This window comes from Nocardiopsis salina YIM 90010, assembly GCF_000341025.1.
Lineage (GTDB): Bacteria > Actinomycetota > Actinomycetes > Streptosporangiales > Streptosporangiaceae > Nocardiopsis > Nocardiopsis salina.
Genome location: NZ_ANBF01000049.1, coordinates 49,669 through 65,090, shown reverse-complemented (window position 1 = coordinate 65,090; position 15,422 = coordinate 49,669). Strand labels below are relative to the sequence as shown.

Annotated in this window: 17 protein-coding genes; 9 read left to right on the top strand and 8 right to left on the bottom strand. The window is 72.6% G+C overall.

Going from position 1 to position 15,422, the window contains the following annotated elements; genetic code table 11:
* Positions 1-723: 723 nt before the first annotated feature.
* The 6 genes from D474_RS0105555 to D474_RS0105530 form a co-directional block, all read right to left on the bottom strand.
* Positions 724-2,271 (bottom strand): glycoside hydrolase family 32 protein, encoded by a 1,548-nt coding sequence (locus tag D474_RS0105555; protein ID WP_017612606.1) that lies wholly within the window; start codon positions 2,269-2,271, stop codon positions 724-726.
* A gap of 334 nt (positions 2,272-2,605) precedes the next feature.
* Positions 2,606-2,884, bottom strand: a complete 279-nt coding sequence (locus tag D474_RS0105550; RefSeq protein ID WP_017612605.1) for an HPr family phosphocarrier protein — start codon at positions 2,882-2,884, stop codon at positions 2,606-2,608.
* A 73-nt stretch (positions 2,885-2,957) separates the two neighbouring features.
* Entirely contained in the window at positions 2,958-4,529 is a 1,572-nt protein-coding gene (locus D474_RS0105545) for a PTS fructose transporter subunit IIC (RefSeq protein ID WP_017612604.1), read from the bottom strand.
* The gene (locus D474_RS0105540) at positions 4,526-4,975 is read right to left on the bottom strand and encodes a PTS sugar transporter subunit IIA (RefSeq protein WP_017612603.1); all 450 of its coding nucleotides are present in this window, start codon (positions 4,973-4,975) and stop codon (positions 4,526-4,528) included. The genes D474_RS0105545 and D474_RS0105540 overlap by 4 nt, the downstream gene beginning before the upstream one ends.
* Entirely contained in the window at positions 4,972-5,913 is a 942-nt protein-coding gene (gene pfkB / locus D474_RS0105535; RefSeq protein ID WP_017612602.1) for a 1-phosphofructokinase, read from the bottom strand. Before pfkB ends, D474_RS0105540 begins: the two co-directional genes overlap by 4 nt.
* Positions 5,910-6,671: a DeoR/GlpR family DNA-binding transcription regulator gene (locus D474_RS0105530; RefSeq protein ID WP_017612601.1), complete on the bottom strand. Its 762-nt coding sequence runs from the start codon at positions 6,669-6,671 to the stop codon at positions 5,910-5,912. Before D474_RS0105530 ends, pfkB begins: the two co-directional genes overlap by 4 nt.
* A 99-nt stretch (positions 6,672-6,770) precedes the next feature.
* Here D474_RS0105530 and D474_RS0105525 point away from each other — a divergent pair, with 99 nt between their 5' ends.
* The 3 genes from D474_RS0105525 to D474_RS0105515 all read left to right on the top strand — a co-directional run bounded on the left by D474_RS0105525 (position 6,771) and on the right by D474_RS0105515 (position 9,567).
* A complete protein-coding gene (locus D474_RS0105525; RefSeq protein WP_017612600.1) occupies positions 6,771-8,444 on the top strand; it encodes a phosphoenolpyruvate--protein phosphotransferase in 1,674 nt (557 codons plus the stop codon).
* A gap of 43 nt (positions 8,445-8,487) precedes the next feature.
* Positions 8,488-8,634, top strand: coding sequence for a hypothetical protein (locus D474_RS32170; RefSeq protein ID WP_161628659.1), 147 nt, complete (start codon positions 8,488-8,490; stop codon positions 8,632-8,634).
* A gap of 81 nt (positions 8,635-8,715) precedes the next feature.
* Entirely contained in the window at positions 8,716-9,567 is an 852-nt protein-coding gene (locus D474_RS0105515) for an alpha/beta fold hydrolase (RefSeq protein WP_017612598.1), read from the top strand.
* Positions 9,568-9,592: 25 nt separating this feature from the next.
* On the opposite strand, the gene D474_RS0105510 is transcribed toward D474_RS0105515, so the two are convergent.
* A complete protein-coding gene (locus D474_RS0105510; RefSeq protein WP_239647003.1) occupies positions 9,593-10,249 on the bottom strand; it encodes a TetR/AcrR family transcriptional regulator in 657 nt (218 codons plus the stop codon).
* A 248-nt stretch (positions 10,250-10,497) separates the two neighbouring features.
* Here D474_RS0105510 and D474_RS33825 point away from each other — a divergent pair, with 248 nt between their 5' ends.
* The 4 genes from D474_RS33825 (at position 10,498) to D474_RS0105495 (ending at position 13,038) form a co-directional block, all read left to right on the top strand.
* A complete protein-coding gene (locus D474_RS33825; protein WP_017612596.1) occupies positions 10,498-11,001 on the top strand; it encodes a flavin-containing monooxygenase in 504 nt (167 codons plus the stop codon).
* Between the two features lie 12 nt (positions 11,002-11,013).
* The gene (locus tag D474_RS27760; protein WP_017612595.1) at positions 11,014-12,099 is read left to right on the top strand and encodes a flavin-containing monooxygenase; all 1,086 of its coding nucleotides are present in this window, start codon (positions 11,014-11,016) and stop codon (positions 12,097-12,099) included.
* Positions 12,100-12,190: 91 nt separating this feature from the next.
* Complete coding sequence (locus D474_RS0105500; RefSeq protein ID WP_017612594.1) at positions 12,191-12,529, top strand: GNAT family N-acetyltransferase; 339 nt, start codon at positions 12,191-12,193, stop codon at positions 12,527-12,529.
* A 167-nt stretch (positions 12,530-12,696) separates the two neighbouring features.
* Positions 12,697-13,038, top strand: a complete 342-nt coding sequence (locus tag D474_RS0105495) for a hypothetical protein (protein WP_017612593.1) — start codon at positions 12,697-12,699, stop codon at positions 13,036-13,038.
* 200 nt (positions 13,039-13,238) lie between these two features.
* Here the strand turns inward: D474_RS0105495 and D474_RS0105490 are convergent, their stop codons facing one another.
* Positions 13,239-13,487: a GlsB/YeaQ/YmgE family stress response membrane protein gene (locus D474_RS0105490; RefSeq protein ID WP_017612592.1), complete on the bottom strand. Its 249-nt coding sequence runs from the start codon at positions 13,485-13,487 to the stop codon at positions 13,239-13,241.
* Positions 13,488-13,874: 387 nt separating this feature from the next.
* Here D474_RS0105490 and D474_RS0105485 point away from each other — a divergent pair, with 387 nt between their 5' ends.
* Complete coding sequence (locus D474_RS0105485) at positions 13,875-14,234, top strand: UBP-type zinc finger domain-containing protein (RefSeq protein ID WP_017612591.1); 360 nt, start codon at positions 13,875-13,877, stop codon at positions 14,232-14,234.
* A gap of 187 nt (positions 14,235-14,421) precedes the next feature.
* Complete coding sequence (locus tag D474_RS0105480) at positions 14,422-15,333, top strand: NAD-dependent protein deacetylase (protein WP_017612590.1); 912 nt, start codon at positions 14,422-14,424, stop codon at positions 15,331-15,333.
* Positions 15,334-15,422 lie beyond the last annotated feature (89 nt).

Genomic DNA, 15,422 nt, shown 5'->3' with positions numbered 1-15,422 from the left:
GGCCGACGGGCCGGGGCAAGGTGTGGCTCCGACTCAGTCGGAGGAGCCGGCCAGGCCCCGGTCGGCAGCGGGGCCCGGAGGCCGTCCACACACCCACGCGCCCCCGACACTCAATGCTCTGCCGGGAGCGCGCGGGGCCGAGTAGTTCGCCGTCGCAGGAGCGAGCCGCCGCCCGCACGCCGCAAGCGTTGGTCGCAACGGGCCCACCCCAGGGGGTCTGCTTTTGGACCCCACACCTTTTCGGTTGCGGGGCGGGCCGGAGGGTGTTCGTCGGCGAGAGCGGTCCAGCCCGGGAAAGGGGCGGACCGCACACCCCGAGGCGCCGGCCCCAACCCCGCAGAACTCCGACACACCCCCACCCAGACCAACGAACAGGGGGTGGCGCCGACGCGGGTTGCGGGAGGCCCCGGCCGGGCTACGCTCGACCCGACGACGAACACCACCCACCCCAACCACAAGCCCCGACTCCCAGATCCCACCCACAGGGCCCGGAACCCGCTCAGACGAACCGGCGGTCGAAAGTGGCTCCCTCGGTCGATGTGTGGACCCAACTGGCAAGAAGCTCCATCGCCTGCCGCGCGGGGGGTCGGGCCCGGATCCGGTCCGGGGCCGCTACACCCGATCCAGCTCGCGCTGGGAACGCAGTAGCGACCCCCGAACCGTTCGTTCCCGGACTGGAAGCGCGCGCGGAGCACACGCACGCGGATCGGGACGCGAGCGGGCTCAGCCCAGTCCGTGTACGTCCAGCGAGGTCACGTGCGCGGTGCCGCCCTCGGCGTAGGGTCGCAGCGCGTCGGCGTCGGCGTCCGGCAGCACGAGGTCGGTGATGACCGCCTGGCCACGACCGCCGAAGACCTCCACGGTGGAACGGTCCACCACCACCCGCAGGCGCACCGGCCCGTCGCCGTCCTCCAGCCGCATGGTGTGACGGGCCCGGAACCCCTCGGTGACCTCGACCGATCCGTGTTCGGTGCGGTCGACGAAGAGCTCACCGGCGTCCAGGTCCACGCCGACCAGCGTGCGGCAGTCCTGGCCGGTCAGGACCTCGAGCCCGACGACCGACGCCGAACCGGGGTCGGCCTCCAGCTCCACGTCGAGGCTGGTGCCGGTGAAGGCCGGACCCTCACCGTCCTCGACGAGCTCGCCCTCCCAGTGCTCGTGTCCGGTGCGGGCGCCCTCGATCTCGGCGACCGGCATCTGGGTGAGGCGGATGCCGTCCGCGGTCTCGGTGAGACCGACCTCGCGGGGCAGGGACATGGCACCGCGCCAGGGGTCGGTGGGCACGTCCTCCGCATAGTCCCAGTTGCTCATCCACCCGGTCCACATGCGGCGCCCGTCCTCCTCGGGCACGTCCGACCACGACTGCACGGCGTAGAAGTCGGATCCCCCGTCGGCCCACAGGGTCTGCTCGGGAGGGTCGTGCGGGGTGAACCCCCATCCATCGAAGTCGCCGACGAAGTACTGGACGGCCGATCCCCCGGCCGGTCCGCCGGGGTTGATGCTGACGACCAGGACCCAGCGGGTGTTCCGGTCGTCGCCGTCCACCGGCAGCTCGAACAGTTCCGGGCACTCCCACACACCCCCGTGCGCACCGTGTCCCGGGCCGAAGCCACTGACCTCCTCCCATTCACGCAGGTCGGAGGAGCGGTAGAAGAGGATCCGGTCGTCGGCGGCAAGCATGAGCACCCACGCGCCGGAATCTGCGTGCCACACAACCTTGGGGTCACGGAAGTCCTCGATCCCGGGGTTGCCGATGACCGGGTTGCCCTCGTACATGGTCCAGCTGCGGCCGCTGTCGTCGCTGTGGGCCAGGCTCTGGACCTGCTCGTCGCCGGCGCTGGTGTAGAAGGCGATCAGGCCGGGTCCCCCGTCGAAGAACCCGCTGTCGTCGTCGTGGTCGACCACGGCACCGCCGGAGTAGACCTCGCCGAGTTCGTCGGGTTCCAGGGCGACCGGGCGCTCTTCCCAGTGCACGAGGTCGGTGCTGACCGAGTGGCCCCAGTGCATGTCGGCGTGGTCCTTGCCTCCCGGGTTGTACTGGAAGAACTGGTGGAACTCGCCGTCGAGGTGCACGAGCCCGTTGGGGTCGTTCATCCAGTTGCGTTCGGGGGTGAAGTGCACCAGGGGGCGCCAGCGGGGCGTCGGGTCCGCAGCGGCCGGACGGCCCGCGGGTGCGAAGCCCGCGGCGAACAGTCCGGCGCCGACCGCTGCGCCCGTCCCTCCGATGAAGAGGCGCCGTCCGATGCGGTGTGGCTGGTCGGGGGTGTTCACAGTGTCCTCCTGGGGGTCAGGTACACGAGTTCTCGGGGTCGTTCATCCAGTTGTGTCGGGGGTGGTGTGCAGGGAACGGGCGCCGCGAGCGGCCCCTGAGCGGAAGAGCACACGGCCCAACCACAGGTGCATGTCTGTGGACGTCCAGGGCCATGCCTGCCCGCGCCCTGGTCACGGACGCGAGCCCTCGGGGCACGCCACGGCCCACCCGGGATGCGGCTCGAACACGGCCCAGGCCCCCGGGAAGAGGCCCGGCCCCCGGCCAGGCGGGATCTCCGTCGATGCCGAGCTCCCACAGGGCGAGGCCCTGCCGAGGGACGCACCCGTGCAGCCGTCAATGAGCCGGGCTGCCTTCGTGTTCGTCCTCGAGGAGTTCGGCGAGCTCGCTCAGGATCTGTTCGTCGTCGGCCGTCAGTTCGACCTCGTCGCCGTGGGCGGCTCCCAGCGACATCAGGGCCAGGACACTGCCGGCGTCGACCGGGGTCCCGGCCTCGCCGTCGACGACCTTGGCCAGCTTGACGGCGCCCTGGTGGTCCGCGGCGGCCTTGGCCAGCAGCGAGGCGGGACGGGCGTGCAGCCCCACGGGGGAGGCGATGGTGACGCGTCGGTACACGGTGGTTCCTTACATCGGGACGTCGGTGAGTCGGTCTCTGGAGGATCGGAGGGCCAGAAGGCCGGGATCGGGGTCAGGCAGCGGCCGTGACAGGCGCTTCGGCCGGAGTGCGCTCGCCGCGGCCGATGCTCTTGGCCAGCAGCACGGCGGCGGTGGAGACCGCGATCCCGATGAGGACCGCGACCAGGTACAGCAACGGCCCGCCGACCAGGGGCAGCACGAACACGCCCCCATGCGGGGCCATGAGGGTGCTGCCGAAACCGATGGCCAGGGCGCCGGCGGTGGCCGAGCCCAGGACGATCGAGGGGATGACGCGCAGCGGGTCGACAGCGGCGAAGGGGATCACGCCCTCGGTGATGAAGGAGGCCCCCAGCAGCCAGGCGGGCCGTGCACTGGCGTGCTCGGCGGGGCTGAACAGGTTCCGCTTGATCTTGGTGGCCAGCGCCAGCGCGATCGGCGGGGTCATACCCGCGGCCATCGCGGCGGCCATGATCGCGAATGCGGTCTCGCTGCCGGTGGTGAGCCCGCCGACCGCGAACGTGTAGGCGACCTTGTTGACGGGCCCGCCCATGTCGAAGGCCATCATCGCGCCGATGAGCGCACCGAGCAGGATCGCGTTCGTACCGGTCAGGCCGTTGAGCCAGGCGGTGATGGCCTGCATGGCCACGGCGATGGGTTCGCCCACGACCACGAAGACCAGGGTCCCGACCACCGCGGATCCGATCAGGGGCAGTACCAGGACCGGCATCACCCCGGCCACCGCACGGGGCACGGGGACGCGGCGGAGCCCGGCCACGACGCCACCGGCGAGCAGGCCCGCGAGCAGGCCGCCGAGGAACCCGGCCTCCACGGCCACGGCAGCGGCCCCGCCGACGAACCCTGGGGCGAGGGCGGCCCGGTCGGCCATGGCGAAGGCGATGAAGCCCGCCAGGACCGGGACGAGGAAGTCCATCGCCAGGGTTCCGATCTGGTTGGCCAGGGCGGCCCAGCTGGTGAGGCTGAGGACGTCGAAGTGCTCGGTGACCGGCGGCGCCTCGGTGATGTCGTAACCGCCGAGCGCGTAGCTGAGCGCCATGAGCAGTCCGCCGGCGGCCACGAACGGGATCACGTAGCTGACCCCGGTCATGAGCCACTGCTTGAGGTTGCTGCCGAACCCGCCGGTACCGGTCACCTTGGTCTCGGGCGCGGGGGCACCGTCGCCCGGCGCGGCCGACCCTGCGGGGGCGGTTCCGGCGGTCGCGGAGCCGGAACCCGCGGCTTCGGCCACGGGCTCCTCCGCGGCGGCCCCGGAACCGGCCTGCCCCTCGGTGGGCGCGGCCTCGCCGTCCTCGGCCCCCTGCTGTTCGGCGGCGGCGACGGCCTGCTCCAGAAGCCCGGCGGCATCGTTCACGGCCTGTTTGACGGTGGCCTCCACGCAGGGCTTGCCCTCGAAGCGCTCGCGCCCCTGCACACCGACGTCCGCTGCGAACACTGCGGCGTCGGCCTCGGCGATGCGCTCGTCGGACAGGGCCGAGGTACCGGCCGACCCCTGGGTCTCGACGGAGACCTCGTGCCCGGCGGCGCGCCCGGCCTGTTCGAGCGCCTCGGCGGCCATGTAGGTGTGGGCGATCCCGGTGGGGCAGGAGGTGACGGCGACGATCTTCACGGGGTCACCTCCGTGCGCACGTACTCGGCCACGGCGGCCGGGTCGGTGGCGTTGTGGAGGGTCTCGGTGAACTCCGCGCGCATGAGCAGGCGTGCGAGGGAAGCCAGCACGGTCATGTGGTCGGTGTCGCCCCCCTCGGGCGCAGCGATGAGGAAGATCAGGTGGGCAGGCCCGTCGTCGGCGCCGAAGTCCACACCGCCGGCGCTGCGGCCGACGGCGACCGTGGGGACGGTGACGGCCTCCGAGCGGCAGTGCGGGATGCCGATGCCGCCGGGCAGGCCGGTGGCCATCTGGGCCTCGCGGGCCTCGACGTCGGCGACGAACTGTTCGAGGTCGGTGACCCGGCCGGCCGCGTTCAGGCGTTCGCTCAGGGAGCGCACCACGGCGCGCCGGTCGGTGGGGGCGAGGTCGAGGTCGACCAGGTCGGTGGTGACGAGTTCGGTCATGGTGCAGCTCCGGTGAGGGTGAGGGCGGTGTCGACGGTGGTGACGTGCACGGTCTCGGGGTGCAGGTCGTGGGGGGCGGGCATACGGCTGCCCGGGAGGCCGACAGCTGCGGTGCCGTGGGCCACGGCCGAGCGCAGGGCCTGAGGGCCGCTGCCTCCGGCGCCGAGGAACCCTGCGAGCAGGGCGTCACCGGCGCCCACGGTACTCAGAACCGCAGGTGCGGGGCCGTGGGCGTGCCAGGCGCCGGCCTCCTCGACCAGGAGGGCCCCGTCGGCTCCGAGGCTGACCAGCGCCGCCCCCACGCCGCGCTCGCGCAGGCGGTGCACGACCTCGAGCACGGAACCGAGCGTGGGAAGCGGGTGCCCGACCAGCGCGGCGAGTTCGTCGTGATTGGGTTTGACCAGGTCGGGGCGGACCTGGACGGCACGTTCCAGTGCAGGGCCTGAGGTGTCCACGGCCGTGCGGGCGCCCGCCCGGCGTCCGGCCTCAACCAGGTCGGCGTGCAGCCCTTCGGGCGCGTCGGCGGGCAGGCTCCCGCAGGTGGCGAGCCAGTCGGCGCCCTCGGCCAGGCGCGCGGCGCGTTCGGACAGTTCCCGGGCTTCCGCCGGGTCGAGGGCGGCCCCGGGTTCGTTGAGTTTGGTGGTGGTGCCGTCCGCCTCGACCACGGTGAGGTTGCTGCGGGTGGCGCCGCGTACGGGAACCTCTGCGACCGGTACCTGTTCCCGCCGCAGCAGGGCTCCCAGATGTGCGCCCTCCGGACCGCCACTGGGCAGCAGGGCGGTGGTGGGGTGTCCGGCGGCTGCCAGGACCCGGGCGACGTTGACGCCCTTGCCTCCGGGGTCGAGGCGGGCCCGAGCGCGGTGGACCTCTCCGCGGTGCAGGGTGTGCACCGCGACCGTGCGGTCCAGGCTGGGGTTGGGGGTGACGGTGGCGATCACGCGATCACCACGTCCGTCTCGGTTCCGGCGAGGGCCTCGCGGGCCTGCTCGTCCAGTCCCTCGTCGGTGACGACCGCGTCCATCTCGTCCAGGTGGGCGAAGCGGCTGAAGCGGTCGTCGCCGTACTTGGTGTGGTCGGCGAGCAGGACCCTGCGGCGGCAGGCGCGCACCATGGCGGCCTTGACGGCGGACTCGGCGGGATCGGGGGTGGTGCAGCCGCGGTCGGCGGAGAACCCGTTGGTGCCGAAGAACCCGACGTCGACGGTGAGGCCGTCCAGGACGTCCTGGGGCCAGGACCCGACCGAGGTCAGGGTGGTGCCACGGACCCGTCCGCCGAGGATGTGGAGTTCGCAGTCGCGGCGGCCGACGAGCTGCTGTGCGACGGGCAGGGAGTTGGTGACGACGGTGAGTTCGGCCCCTTCGGGCACCAGCGCGGCCAGCCGGGCGGTGGTCGTACCGCCGTCGAGGAGCACGGTTCCACGCTCGGGCAGATGCCGGGCGGCCGTGCGAGCGATGCGTTCCTTCTGGTTCTCGTTGGTGCGGTCGCGCAGGGTGACGCTGGGTTCGAAGTCCAGGCGTTCGACGGGGATCGCGCCTCCGTAGACCCGGCGCACCACACCCTGGCGTTCGAGCACCCCGAGGTCGCGCCGGATCGTCTCCGGCGCCACGGCCAGTTCATCGGAGGCCGACGAGACGTCGACCCGTCCGTCCTGGCGTGCCTTCTGCGCCAACAGCTGTCGGCGCTCGGCCCCGTACATGCCCGGTTCCCTCCGTTGTCCGGTTTGGTATTGACTGATTTTGCCCGCTGTTGCCATATTGTCAAGGGTCTGTGAACGCCCGGAAAACGCGGAGGCACCATGGCGACCGGTTCGCTCCCCCACCCGACCCCACTGCTGCGCGGGGTCGGGGTGAGCCCCGGAACAGCGGCGGGACCGACGGTCCGCGTCACCGAACGCCCGCCCGAACCGGCCGTCGGACCGCCCCCCGACGACCCCGCTGCCGAGGCGGCGCGCATCGCACCGGCTGCACAGGAGGTCTCCGACTCGTTGCGCGAGCGCACCGCGACCACCGACGAGGCCGCCGCGGTGCTGGCCGCCACAGCCGAGATGGCCGCTGATCCGTCGCTGACCTCCCGCGCCGAGGCCCTGGTCTCCGAACGCCGCCTGCCCGCCGAGCGCGCCGTGCACGAGGCCGCGGGCGAGTTCGCAGAGATGCTGGGCGCCGCAGGCGGGCTCATGGCCGAACGGGCACGCGACGTGCTCGATGTGCGCGACCGGATCGTGGCCCGCCTGCGCGGCACCGTCCCACCCGGTGTGCCCGACCTGGACGGGCCGTGTGTGCTGCTGGCCCGCGACCTGGCCCCGGCCGACACCGCCGACCTGGACCCCTCCCTCGTACTGGCGCTGGCCACGGAGGGGGGCGGCCCGACCGGGCACACCGCCGTACTCGCCCGGGCTCTGGGCATCCCCGCGGTGGTCGCGACCCGCGGCCTGCTGGAGCACCCGGCCGGGGGCGCGGACGTGGACGGCACGACCGGGGAGGTCACGCTGCACGCGGAGGCTGTGCCCGCTCGGGCCGCCGCCGTGGCAGAGGTGGCCTGGGACGGGACAGGGCGCACCCACGACGGGCACCCGGTTCCGGTGCTGGCCAACGTGGGGTCGCCGGCCGACGCCCGGGCCGCGATGGAAGGCGGTGCCGAGGGCGTGGGGCTGTTCCGGACCGAGTTCTGCTTTCTCGATGCGCGGACCGAACCCTCCGAGGCGGCCCAGCGCGAGGCCTACCGCGCGGTGCTGGAACCGCTGTCCGGGCTGCCCGTGGTCGTGCGGACGCTCGACGCTGGCGCCGACAAACCCCTGCCGTTCCTGTCGATGGGCGACGAACCCAATCCGGCCCTGGGCGTACGCGGGCTGCGGGTGGCCTTCGACCGCCCCGGACTGTTGGACCGCCAGCTGTCGGCGATCGCCGGTGCGGCCGCCGACACCGGGGCACGAGTGAGCGTGATGGCGCCGATGGTGGCCACGGCCGCGGAGGCACGCTGGTTCGCCGAGCGGGCACGCGCTGCCGGGCTGGAGCGGGTCGGGGTGATGGTGGAGACGCCCGCGGCGGCGCTGACCGGGCCCGCGCTGGTGCGGGCGGTGGACTTCGTGAGTGTGGGCACCAACGACCTGGCCCAGTACACGTTCGCCGCCGACCGGTTGAGCGGGGCCCTGGCCGAGTTGAACGACCCGTGGCAGCCGGCGCTGCTGCGGCTGGTGGCCGAGCTGGCGCGGGCGGGGCAGGAGCACGGTGTCCCGGTGGGGGTGTGCGGTGAGGCGGCCGCGGACCCGCGCCTGGCCGGGGTGCTGGCCGGTGCCGGGGTGAGCAGCCTGTCGATGTCGGCCGCGGCCCTGGCCCCGGTGGGGTCGGTGCTGGCCGAGCACACGCGGGAGGCGTTCGGGCGGGCCGCCCGGGCGGCGCTGGCGGCCGACTCCCCGCAGGAGGCGCGGGACGCGGCGGCCCGGGAGCTCGCCGCGGAGGAGCGGGGACTGTGAGTGAACCGGAGGAGGGGTGAGCGAGTAAGTGGAGGAGCCTTCGTTGGCGGTCTTCGTCGACGGCGGTTCCCTCACCGGGACCGCGCTCGCCCACCCCGAGCCCGACGACGCGGGGGTCACGCTCTACTCTTCTGGGGGTGCGGCTCAGCTGGAGCCGCTGACGAGCCACCCGCTGGAACCGATCCGCTGACCTTTGAAGACCCCCGGGAGCAGCCTTGGACACCAGGACCCACACGGGCCGCCCGCACCACGCGGGAAGGGAGGCCCGGCGGTGACCGGAACCCCCGAGGACTTCGCGCCCACCTCGACGACCACGGCCCCCGGCGGGTCCGTGGTCCAGCTGTGGTCACCGCAGTCGGAACCGCGGGCGCTGGTGCAGTTCCAGCACGGGTTCGGGGAGTACGGCGAACGGTACGTGCACCGGTACCACGGCCTGATCCCGCACCTGGTGGGACTGGGCTTCGAGGTATGGGCGATGGACCTGCGCGGACACGGGCGCTCCCCCGGTCGGCGGGGTGTGACGGACGTGTGCGAGGCGGTGCGCGAGCACGGGAGTGTACGCGCAAGGATGTTGGCACGCGGGCTGCCGGTGTTGCTTTTCGGGCACTCGCTGGGCGGGCTCGTGAGCGCCGGGTCGATGCTGCGTGCGCCCGAGGGCGTGCACGGGATCATGATGACCGGCCCCGCGATCGTGCCCCGCGCGCCCGGCGCGGTGCGGGTGAGCGCCGACCTGGTCTCGCGGGTGGTGCCGCACGTGCCCGTCCCGGTCCGCCGGGAGCCCGCCTCCGACCCGGCCCGTAAACGGGTGGCGCTGCGCGCGGCCGAACGCGAGCCCCTGCTGTACGTGGGCAAGGTGCCGATGCGCACGGGTGTGACGACGTTGGAGACCGCCTCGCGGCTGTGGCGCCGGGTGGACCGGTGGCACACACCGTCCCTGGTGGTGCACGGGACGCGGGACACCTCGACGGACCCGCGGATGAGCGTGCGCCTGGTGGAGCGGATCCCCGCCGAGGACAAGACGATGAACCTGGTCGAGGGCGGCCGGCACGAGCTGCTGCACGACGCGGGCGGCGACCGGATGGTGGAGCTGCTCGGCTCCTGGGCCGTCGACCACACCCCCTGACCCGGCCCGTTCCGGCCCGATCGGCTCAGGCGGGGCGGGCGACGGCCCCTTCGAAGTGTTCGGCCACCGCGGCGCTCAGCTCCTCCGGCGTGCCCTCGCACCCGCGCCGCAGCCAGTCCGTGATCACTCCCATGAGCGCGCCGGACAGCAGAGCCGCCGCAGGATCGGGCGGAGTCTCCTCCGGGTCGTCCGCGTGCGTGGTGGCGGCCGTACCGACCCGGTTGACGTGCACGGCGACGTTGATGCGCCGCAGCAGGTGATCGATGACGCGGGCGCTGCCCTCGGGGCCCAGCAGCGCGCGGTACAGCTCGGCGTGCCCGGCGATGTGCTCGAAGACCGCGGTGAGTTCCGCGTGCCCGCGTTCGGCGGCTCCCACGCCGGCCTCGTCCGCGCCGGCGCTTCCCTGACCGATCCGGAACACGGGGGTGGCGTCGACCAGCTCGTCGAACATCTGCGTGCACGCCGAGGCCGCCACGTCGTGCACGTCCGTGTAGTGCTCGTAGAACGTCGTACGGTGCACACGGGCCCGGCGGGTCACGTCGGAGACCGAGAGCCGGGACAGGTCGCGCTCGGCCACGAGTTCGAGGAGGGCGCCCTCCATGGCACGGCGGGAACGTCGTTTGCGCGGGTCGGGCTCATGGCGCCGAGAGCGCTCGGGGCGCTGAGGGCTGGGTCGTGACACGGCTCCAGGCTAAGGCAGCTCCGAAACGCCGTCCCCTTCCCCGTCCGTTGACCGCATGTGCCGGAAGCAGTGGTCGATGCGGGCCATGTCCGGGGGCCGGCACCGGACGCCCGGACCGACACCCGCCCCCGGAAACCCCCTTCCGGCGCGGATCCCCGGGGGCACCCGGGCCCAGTCCGGCACGGACCGGTACCGTGACTGCCGCCCCGCCCCCAGCACCGCCCCCAGGGTTTGGAAGGATCTCCCCCGTGCCGCACGTTCCCCGTCTCGACGCCGTCGTCGTCGGCGCCGGTTTCGCCGGACTGTACGCCCTCCACCGCCTCCGCGACCGTGTCGGACTCAGCGTCCGCGTCCTCGAGGCCGGCCACGGCGTCGGCGGCACCTGGTACTGGAACCGCTACCCGGGTGCACGCTGCGACGCGGAGTCCCTCTTCTACTCCTACTCCTTCGACGAGGACCTCCAGGCGGAGTGGACGTGGAGCGAACGCTACGCCTCCCAGCCGGAGATCCTGGCCTACGCCGAACACGTCGCCGAACGCTTCGACCTGTACCGCGACATCACCTTCGGAACCCGGGTGGAGTCCGCCCACTTCGACGACGCCGCGCAGGTGTGGAGCGTGACCACCGACGGCGGCGACCGGTACGAGGCGCGGTACCTGGTCACGGCCGTGGGTTGCCTGTCCGCGCCGCAGACCCCCGACCTCCCCGGTTCCGAGGAGTTCGAGGGAACCGTGCTGCACACCTCCCGCTAGCCCGAGGACGGCGTGGACCTGGAGGGCAAGCGCGTGGTGGTCGTGGGCACCGGTTCCACGGGCATCCAGCTCGTGCCCGAGGTGGCGCGCCGGGCCGCTCATACGACCGTGCTGCAGCGCACCGCCAACTACGCGGTGCCGTCCCGCAACCGCCGCTACGCCGAGGGCGAGTTCGACGAGCTGCGCGCCGACTACCCGCGAGTGCGCCAGGCCGCCCGAGAGAACGCAGGCGGCCTTCCCTACCCTCCCGCACCGGAGACCGCCGAGGGGCTGGACGAACAGCAGCGCCGCGCCGAACTGGACGAACGCTGGCAGATGGGCGGTCTGGCGTTCCTGGCCTCCTTCGGCGACGCGCTCGTCAACCGCACCACCAACGACGTCATGGCCGACTACGTGCGCGATCGCGTCCGGGAGACCGTCGAGGACCCGGAGACCGCCGATCTGCTCTGCCCGGACGACCATCCCCTCGGCAGCAAGCGCATCTGTGTGGAGTCCGGATACCACGCCGCCTTCAACCGCGACGACGTGAGCCTGGTGTCGGTGCGCGAGCGGCCCGTCGAGGGATTCACCCGCACGGGGATCGTGGCGGGCGGTGCCGAGCACGCGGCGGACGTGGTCGTGATGGCCACCGGGTTCGACGCGATCACCGGCCCGTACCTGTGCATGGACCTGCGGGGGCGCGACGGCGTGCGGCTGGCCGACCGCTGGGAGGAGGGTCCGCTGACCTACCTCGGGGTGGCCACGTCCGGGTTCCCCAACCTGTTCATGCTCACCGGCCCCGGGAGCCCGTCGGTCCTGGGCAACGTGCTGCTGTCGATCGAACAGCACGTGGAGTGGGTCTCGGACTACATCGCCCACCTCGAGGCGGAGAGTGTGTGCACCACCGAGCCCGCGGAGGCCGCGGAACGGGAGTGGACCGCGCACGTGGCCGAGGTCGCCTCCTACACCGTCTACCCGGAGGGCGGTTCCTGGTACATGGGCGCCAACCTCCCCGGGAAGCCCCGCGCTTTCATGCCCTACGCCGGGGGGATGCACCTGTACCGGCAGCAGTGCGACGACGTCGCCGCGAAGGGGTACCCGGGTTTCGTGCACGTGTGAGCCGACGGCCGGCGGGCGTGGCCGGGCCGCGGGCCACGCCCGGGGTCGCGCCGGGCGTGAAAAGCCGCGCCGCACCGGGCACAGTGGCCCCATGAGCGACACACATCCGACGGTCACCAGGGTCGACCGGCGCGACCGTTACGAGATCCTCGTCGACGGGGAGACGGCCGGGTTCGCACAGTACGTGGACACCGAGGACGAGCAGCGCATCTTCTTCCACACCGAGATCGACGAGCGTTTCGGCGGGCGCGGACTCGCCGGGATCCTGGTGTCCCAAGCCCTGACCGACACACGCGCGACCGGGATGCGCATCGTTCCCGTGTGCCCGTACGTGGCCAAGTTCCTGCGCACCCACCACGAGTTCGACGACGTGGCGGCCCCGGTCACCCCGGAGACCCTGACGGCGGTGCGTTCCGCGCAGACCGCCTGACCGGACCCGGGGCGCGGGAACGCACCGGACAACGGACCGGCGGGCCGGGCCCGCCGCGGTCCTCACCCGTGTCAATCCATCAAGAGGTGGAGGAACAGGACCTTCGTCGGACTGTTTCCGCCCGGGACCGCCCCCGCCCGCGAGCTGCGTCCCTTAGAACGAGGTGTATGGACATTCTCTTCTCGTTCCTGCTGTTCCTGCACTTCATAGGCCTGGCCGGGATCATCGGAGGGTTCCTGACCCAGGCCCTGGGGTCCTCCGCTCCCAAGGCCCCGAAGGTGATCCTGCACAGCTCCCTGCTGCAGCTCGTCTCCGGCCTCGGCCTGGTCGCGATCCTCGAGATGGACGGCGGCGTCGAGGTCGACCACATGAAGATCACCGCCAAGACCGTGGTGATGGTCGGGGTCCTCGTCGCCGCGATCGTGAACACCCGCAACCCCGGCCCGCGCCCGGCCGCCGTCGCCGGTGCGCTCGCGGTTCTCAACACCGGCATCGCCGTCTTCGTCTGACCGGTGGCTCCGTCCGGCCTCGGACGTTCGGCCACATGAATGAGGCGCCGCCCGTGATCGTGCCCACGGGCGGCGCCTCTCGTCTCGTCGGTACCGGGGCCTCGGGGGAACCTCGAGGGTTTGTCCAGGGGCCCTCGAGCCGTTTCCGGTCAGTACCGGGGACCGGACCAGCTCCGGATCCGCTCCGGTTCGGAACCGGGTCAGCGCCGGGAGTAGGCGCCGTCGATGACCAGCACACCGGCCGCCGCGACCAGGATCTGCACCGCGAAGACGAAGATCCACATCGAGGTGAACAGGCTCGCGATCGCGCTGCCGACGAAGGCGGCCACGATGCCGATGACGATCGTCAGCCAGATCGGCAGGTGCTGCTTGCCCGGGACCGCCAGCCGGCCCAGGGCGCCGATGATCAGACCCACGACGAGTGCACTGATGATTCCGGTGATGTCCACGTCGGACCTCCTTACGTTCGTGGCGTCCACCCCCGCCCTCCCCGCACAGCGGCCGGTCATGCGTGAGGTGTGCGAGACCACCCTCGGCAGCGCCCGTACGGCCGCCCGGGTGGCCTGGCCCCGACCACGGCCGGGGCAGTCACCGTCTTCATCCCCGGGAGGGGTGTGACCTCCGGGAACACGGGGAGACCCCTGGGGTCCGGGACCGGACACGACCGGGGGTCATGCTGATAGCCCCCGGTCCGTGGACCGCGACACGGAGCAGAGCCCCGCACGGCCGGTGTCGTATGTGCGGCGCGGGATCCCCTCGGGGCCCGCCGCGGACCCCTGGAAAGGCCGAGCGTGTTCCACCCGGAGCGCGGACCGGGACGAGGTTAGCGTGAGGCCATGAGCGACCCCGGAGACCGGACCCCGCCCATCGATCCGGCGGCACATCCCAGCGGGACCGGATGCCAGGAATGCCTCGCGCAGGACGGCTGGTGGGTCCATCTGCGCCGTTGCGCCTCCTGCGGCCACGTGGGGTGCTGCGACACCTCCCCGGGGCAGCACGGGCGCCGCCACTTCGAACAGACCTCGCACCCGCTCGTGCAGAGCTTCGAGCCGGACGAGGACTGGTTCTACGACTTCCGATCGGACGGGTTCGGGCTCGGGCCCGACCTGGCGCCTCCCGCGAACCGGCCGGAGGACCAGCCGGTTCCGGGGCCCGAGGGCAAGGTCCCGCAGAACTGGCAGGAACTGCTCAACTGACCGACCACACACGGCGCCATCGGAACCACCGGCCCTGCGCACTCCCCCGACCGGCAACGCCGGCCTCAAGGCGTACCCACCCGCACAGGCCGCGTGCGTTCCCCGCACCCCCGTACCCGGCACGTGTCACGTGCTCCTCGGGGACGGCCATCCGTGGCGGGTCGGCGCGGGCACGTACCCTCGGGGCGTGACCGAAAAGCTCGACGCCGGCGAACCGACCGCCATCGCAGAACGCGTGCGCGCGACCCTCGGCGAGGGTCCGGTGCTCGCGCTGACCGGCGCGGGGATCTCCACCGACTCCGGCATCCCGGACTACCGCGGCCCCGACTCCCCGCCGCGCAACCCGATGACCTACCAGCAGTTCGTGGGCGACCACGCCTTCCGCCGCCACTACTGGGCGCGCAACCATGTGGGCTGGCGGTACATGGAACGCACCGAGTGCAACGACGGGCACCGCGCTCTGGCCGACCTCGAGTCGGCCGGGGCCGTCTCGGCCGTCGTGACCCAGAACGTCGACACCCTGCACGAGCTCGCGGGCAGCCGCTGCGTCGTCGACCTGCACGGGCGCTACGACCGGGTCATCTGCCTCGAATGCCGCCAGGTCACCTCGCGTAGCAGTCTGGACCGACGCCTCGCGGAGCTGAACCCGCACTTCTCCGTGACGGTCGAGGACATCGAGCTCGCGCCGGACGCCGACGCTGTGCTCGCCTCCACCGAGGGTTTCCGGGTCGCCGACTGCGCCGCGTGCGGGGGCATGTTGAAGCCCGACATCGTCTACTTCGGGGAGAACGTGCCCAAACCGCGGGTCGAGGAGGTCTACGACCTGGTCGAGCAGGCGCGGGGCCTGCTGGTGGCGGGGTCGTCGTTGACGGTCTTCTCCGGTCGCCGTTTCGTCAAGCGCGCCGCCCAGCAGGGCAAGCCCGTGGTGATCCTGAACCGGGGAGAGACCAGATGCGACGAGCTGGCCGCGCTCACCGTCGACGCGGGGTGCTCGGAGGTGCTGCGTGCACTCGCGTCCTCCTACGGGCAGCCGGCCGACCCGACCCCGCTCGGAGCGACCGCCCCGCCGTCGACGAGAGTGTCCGTCCCCGAGGCGTGACCGGAGTCGCGCCCCGGCAGACAGGCCGCGATGGCGTCGACATCGCCGTGCTTGGCGCGTTCCCGTGTCTTACTGGGAGCTCACGAACA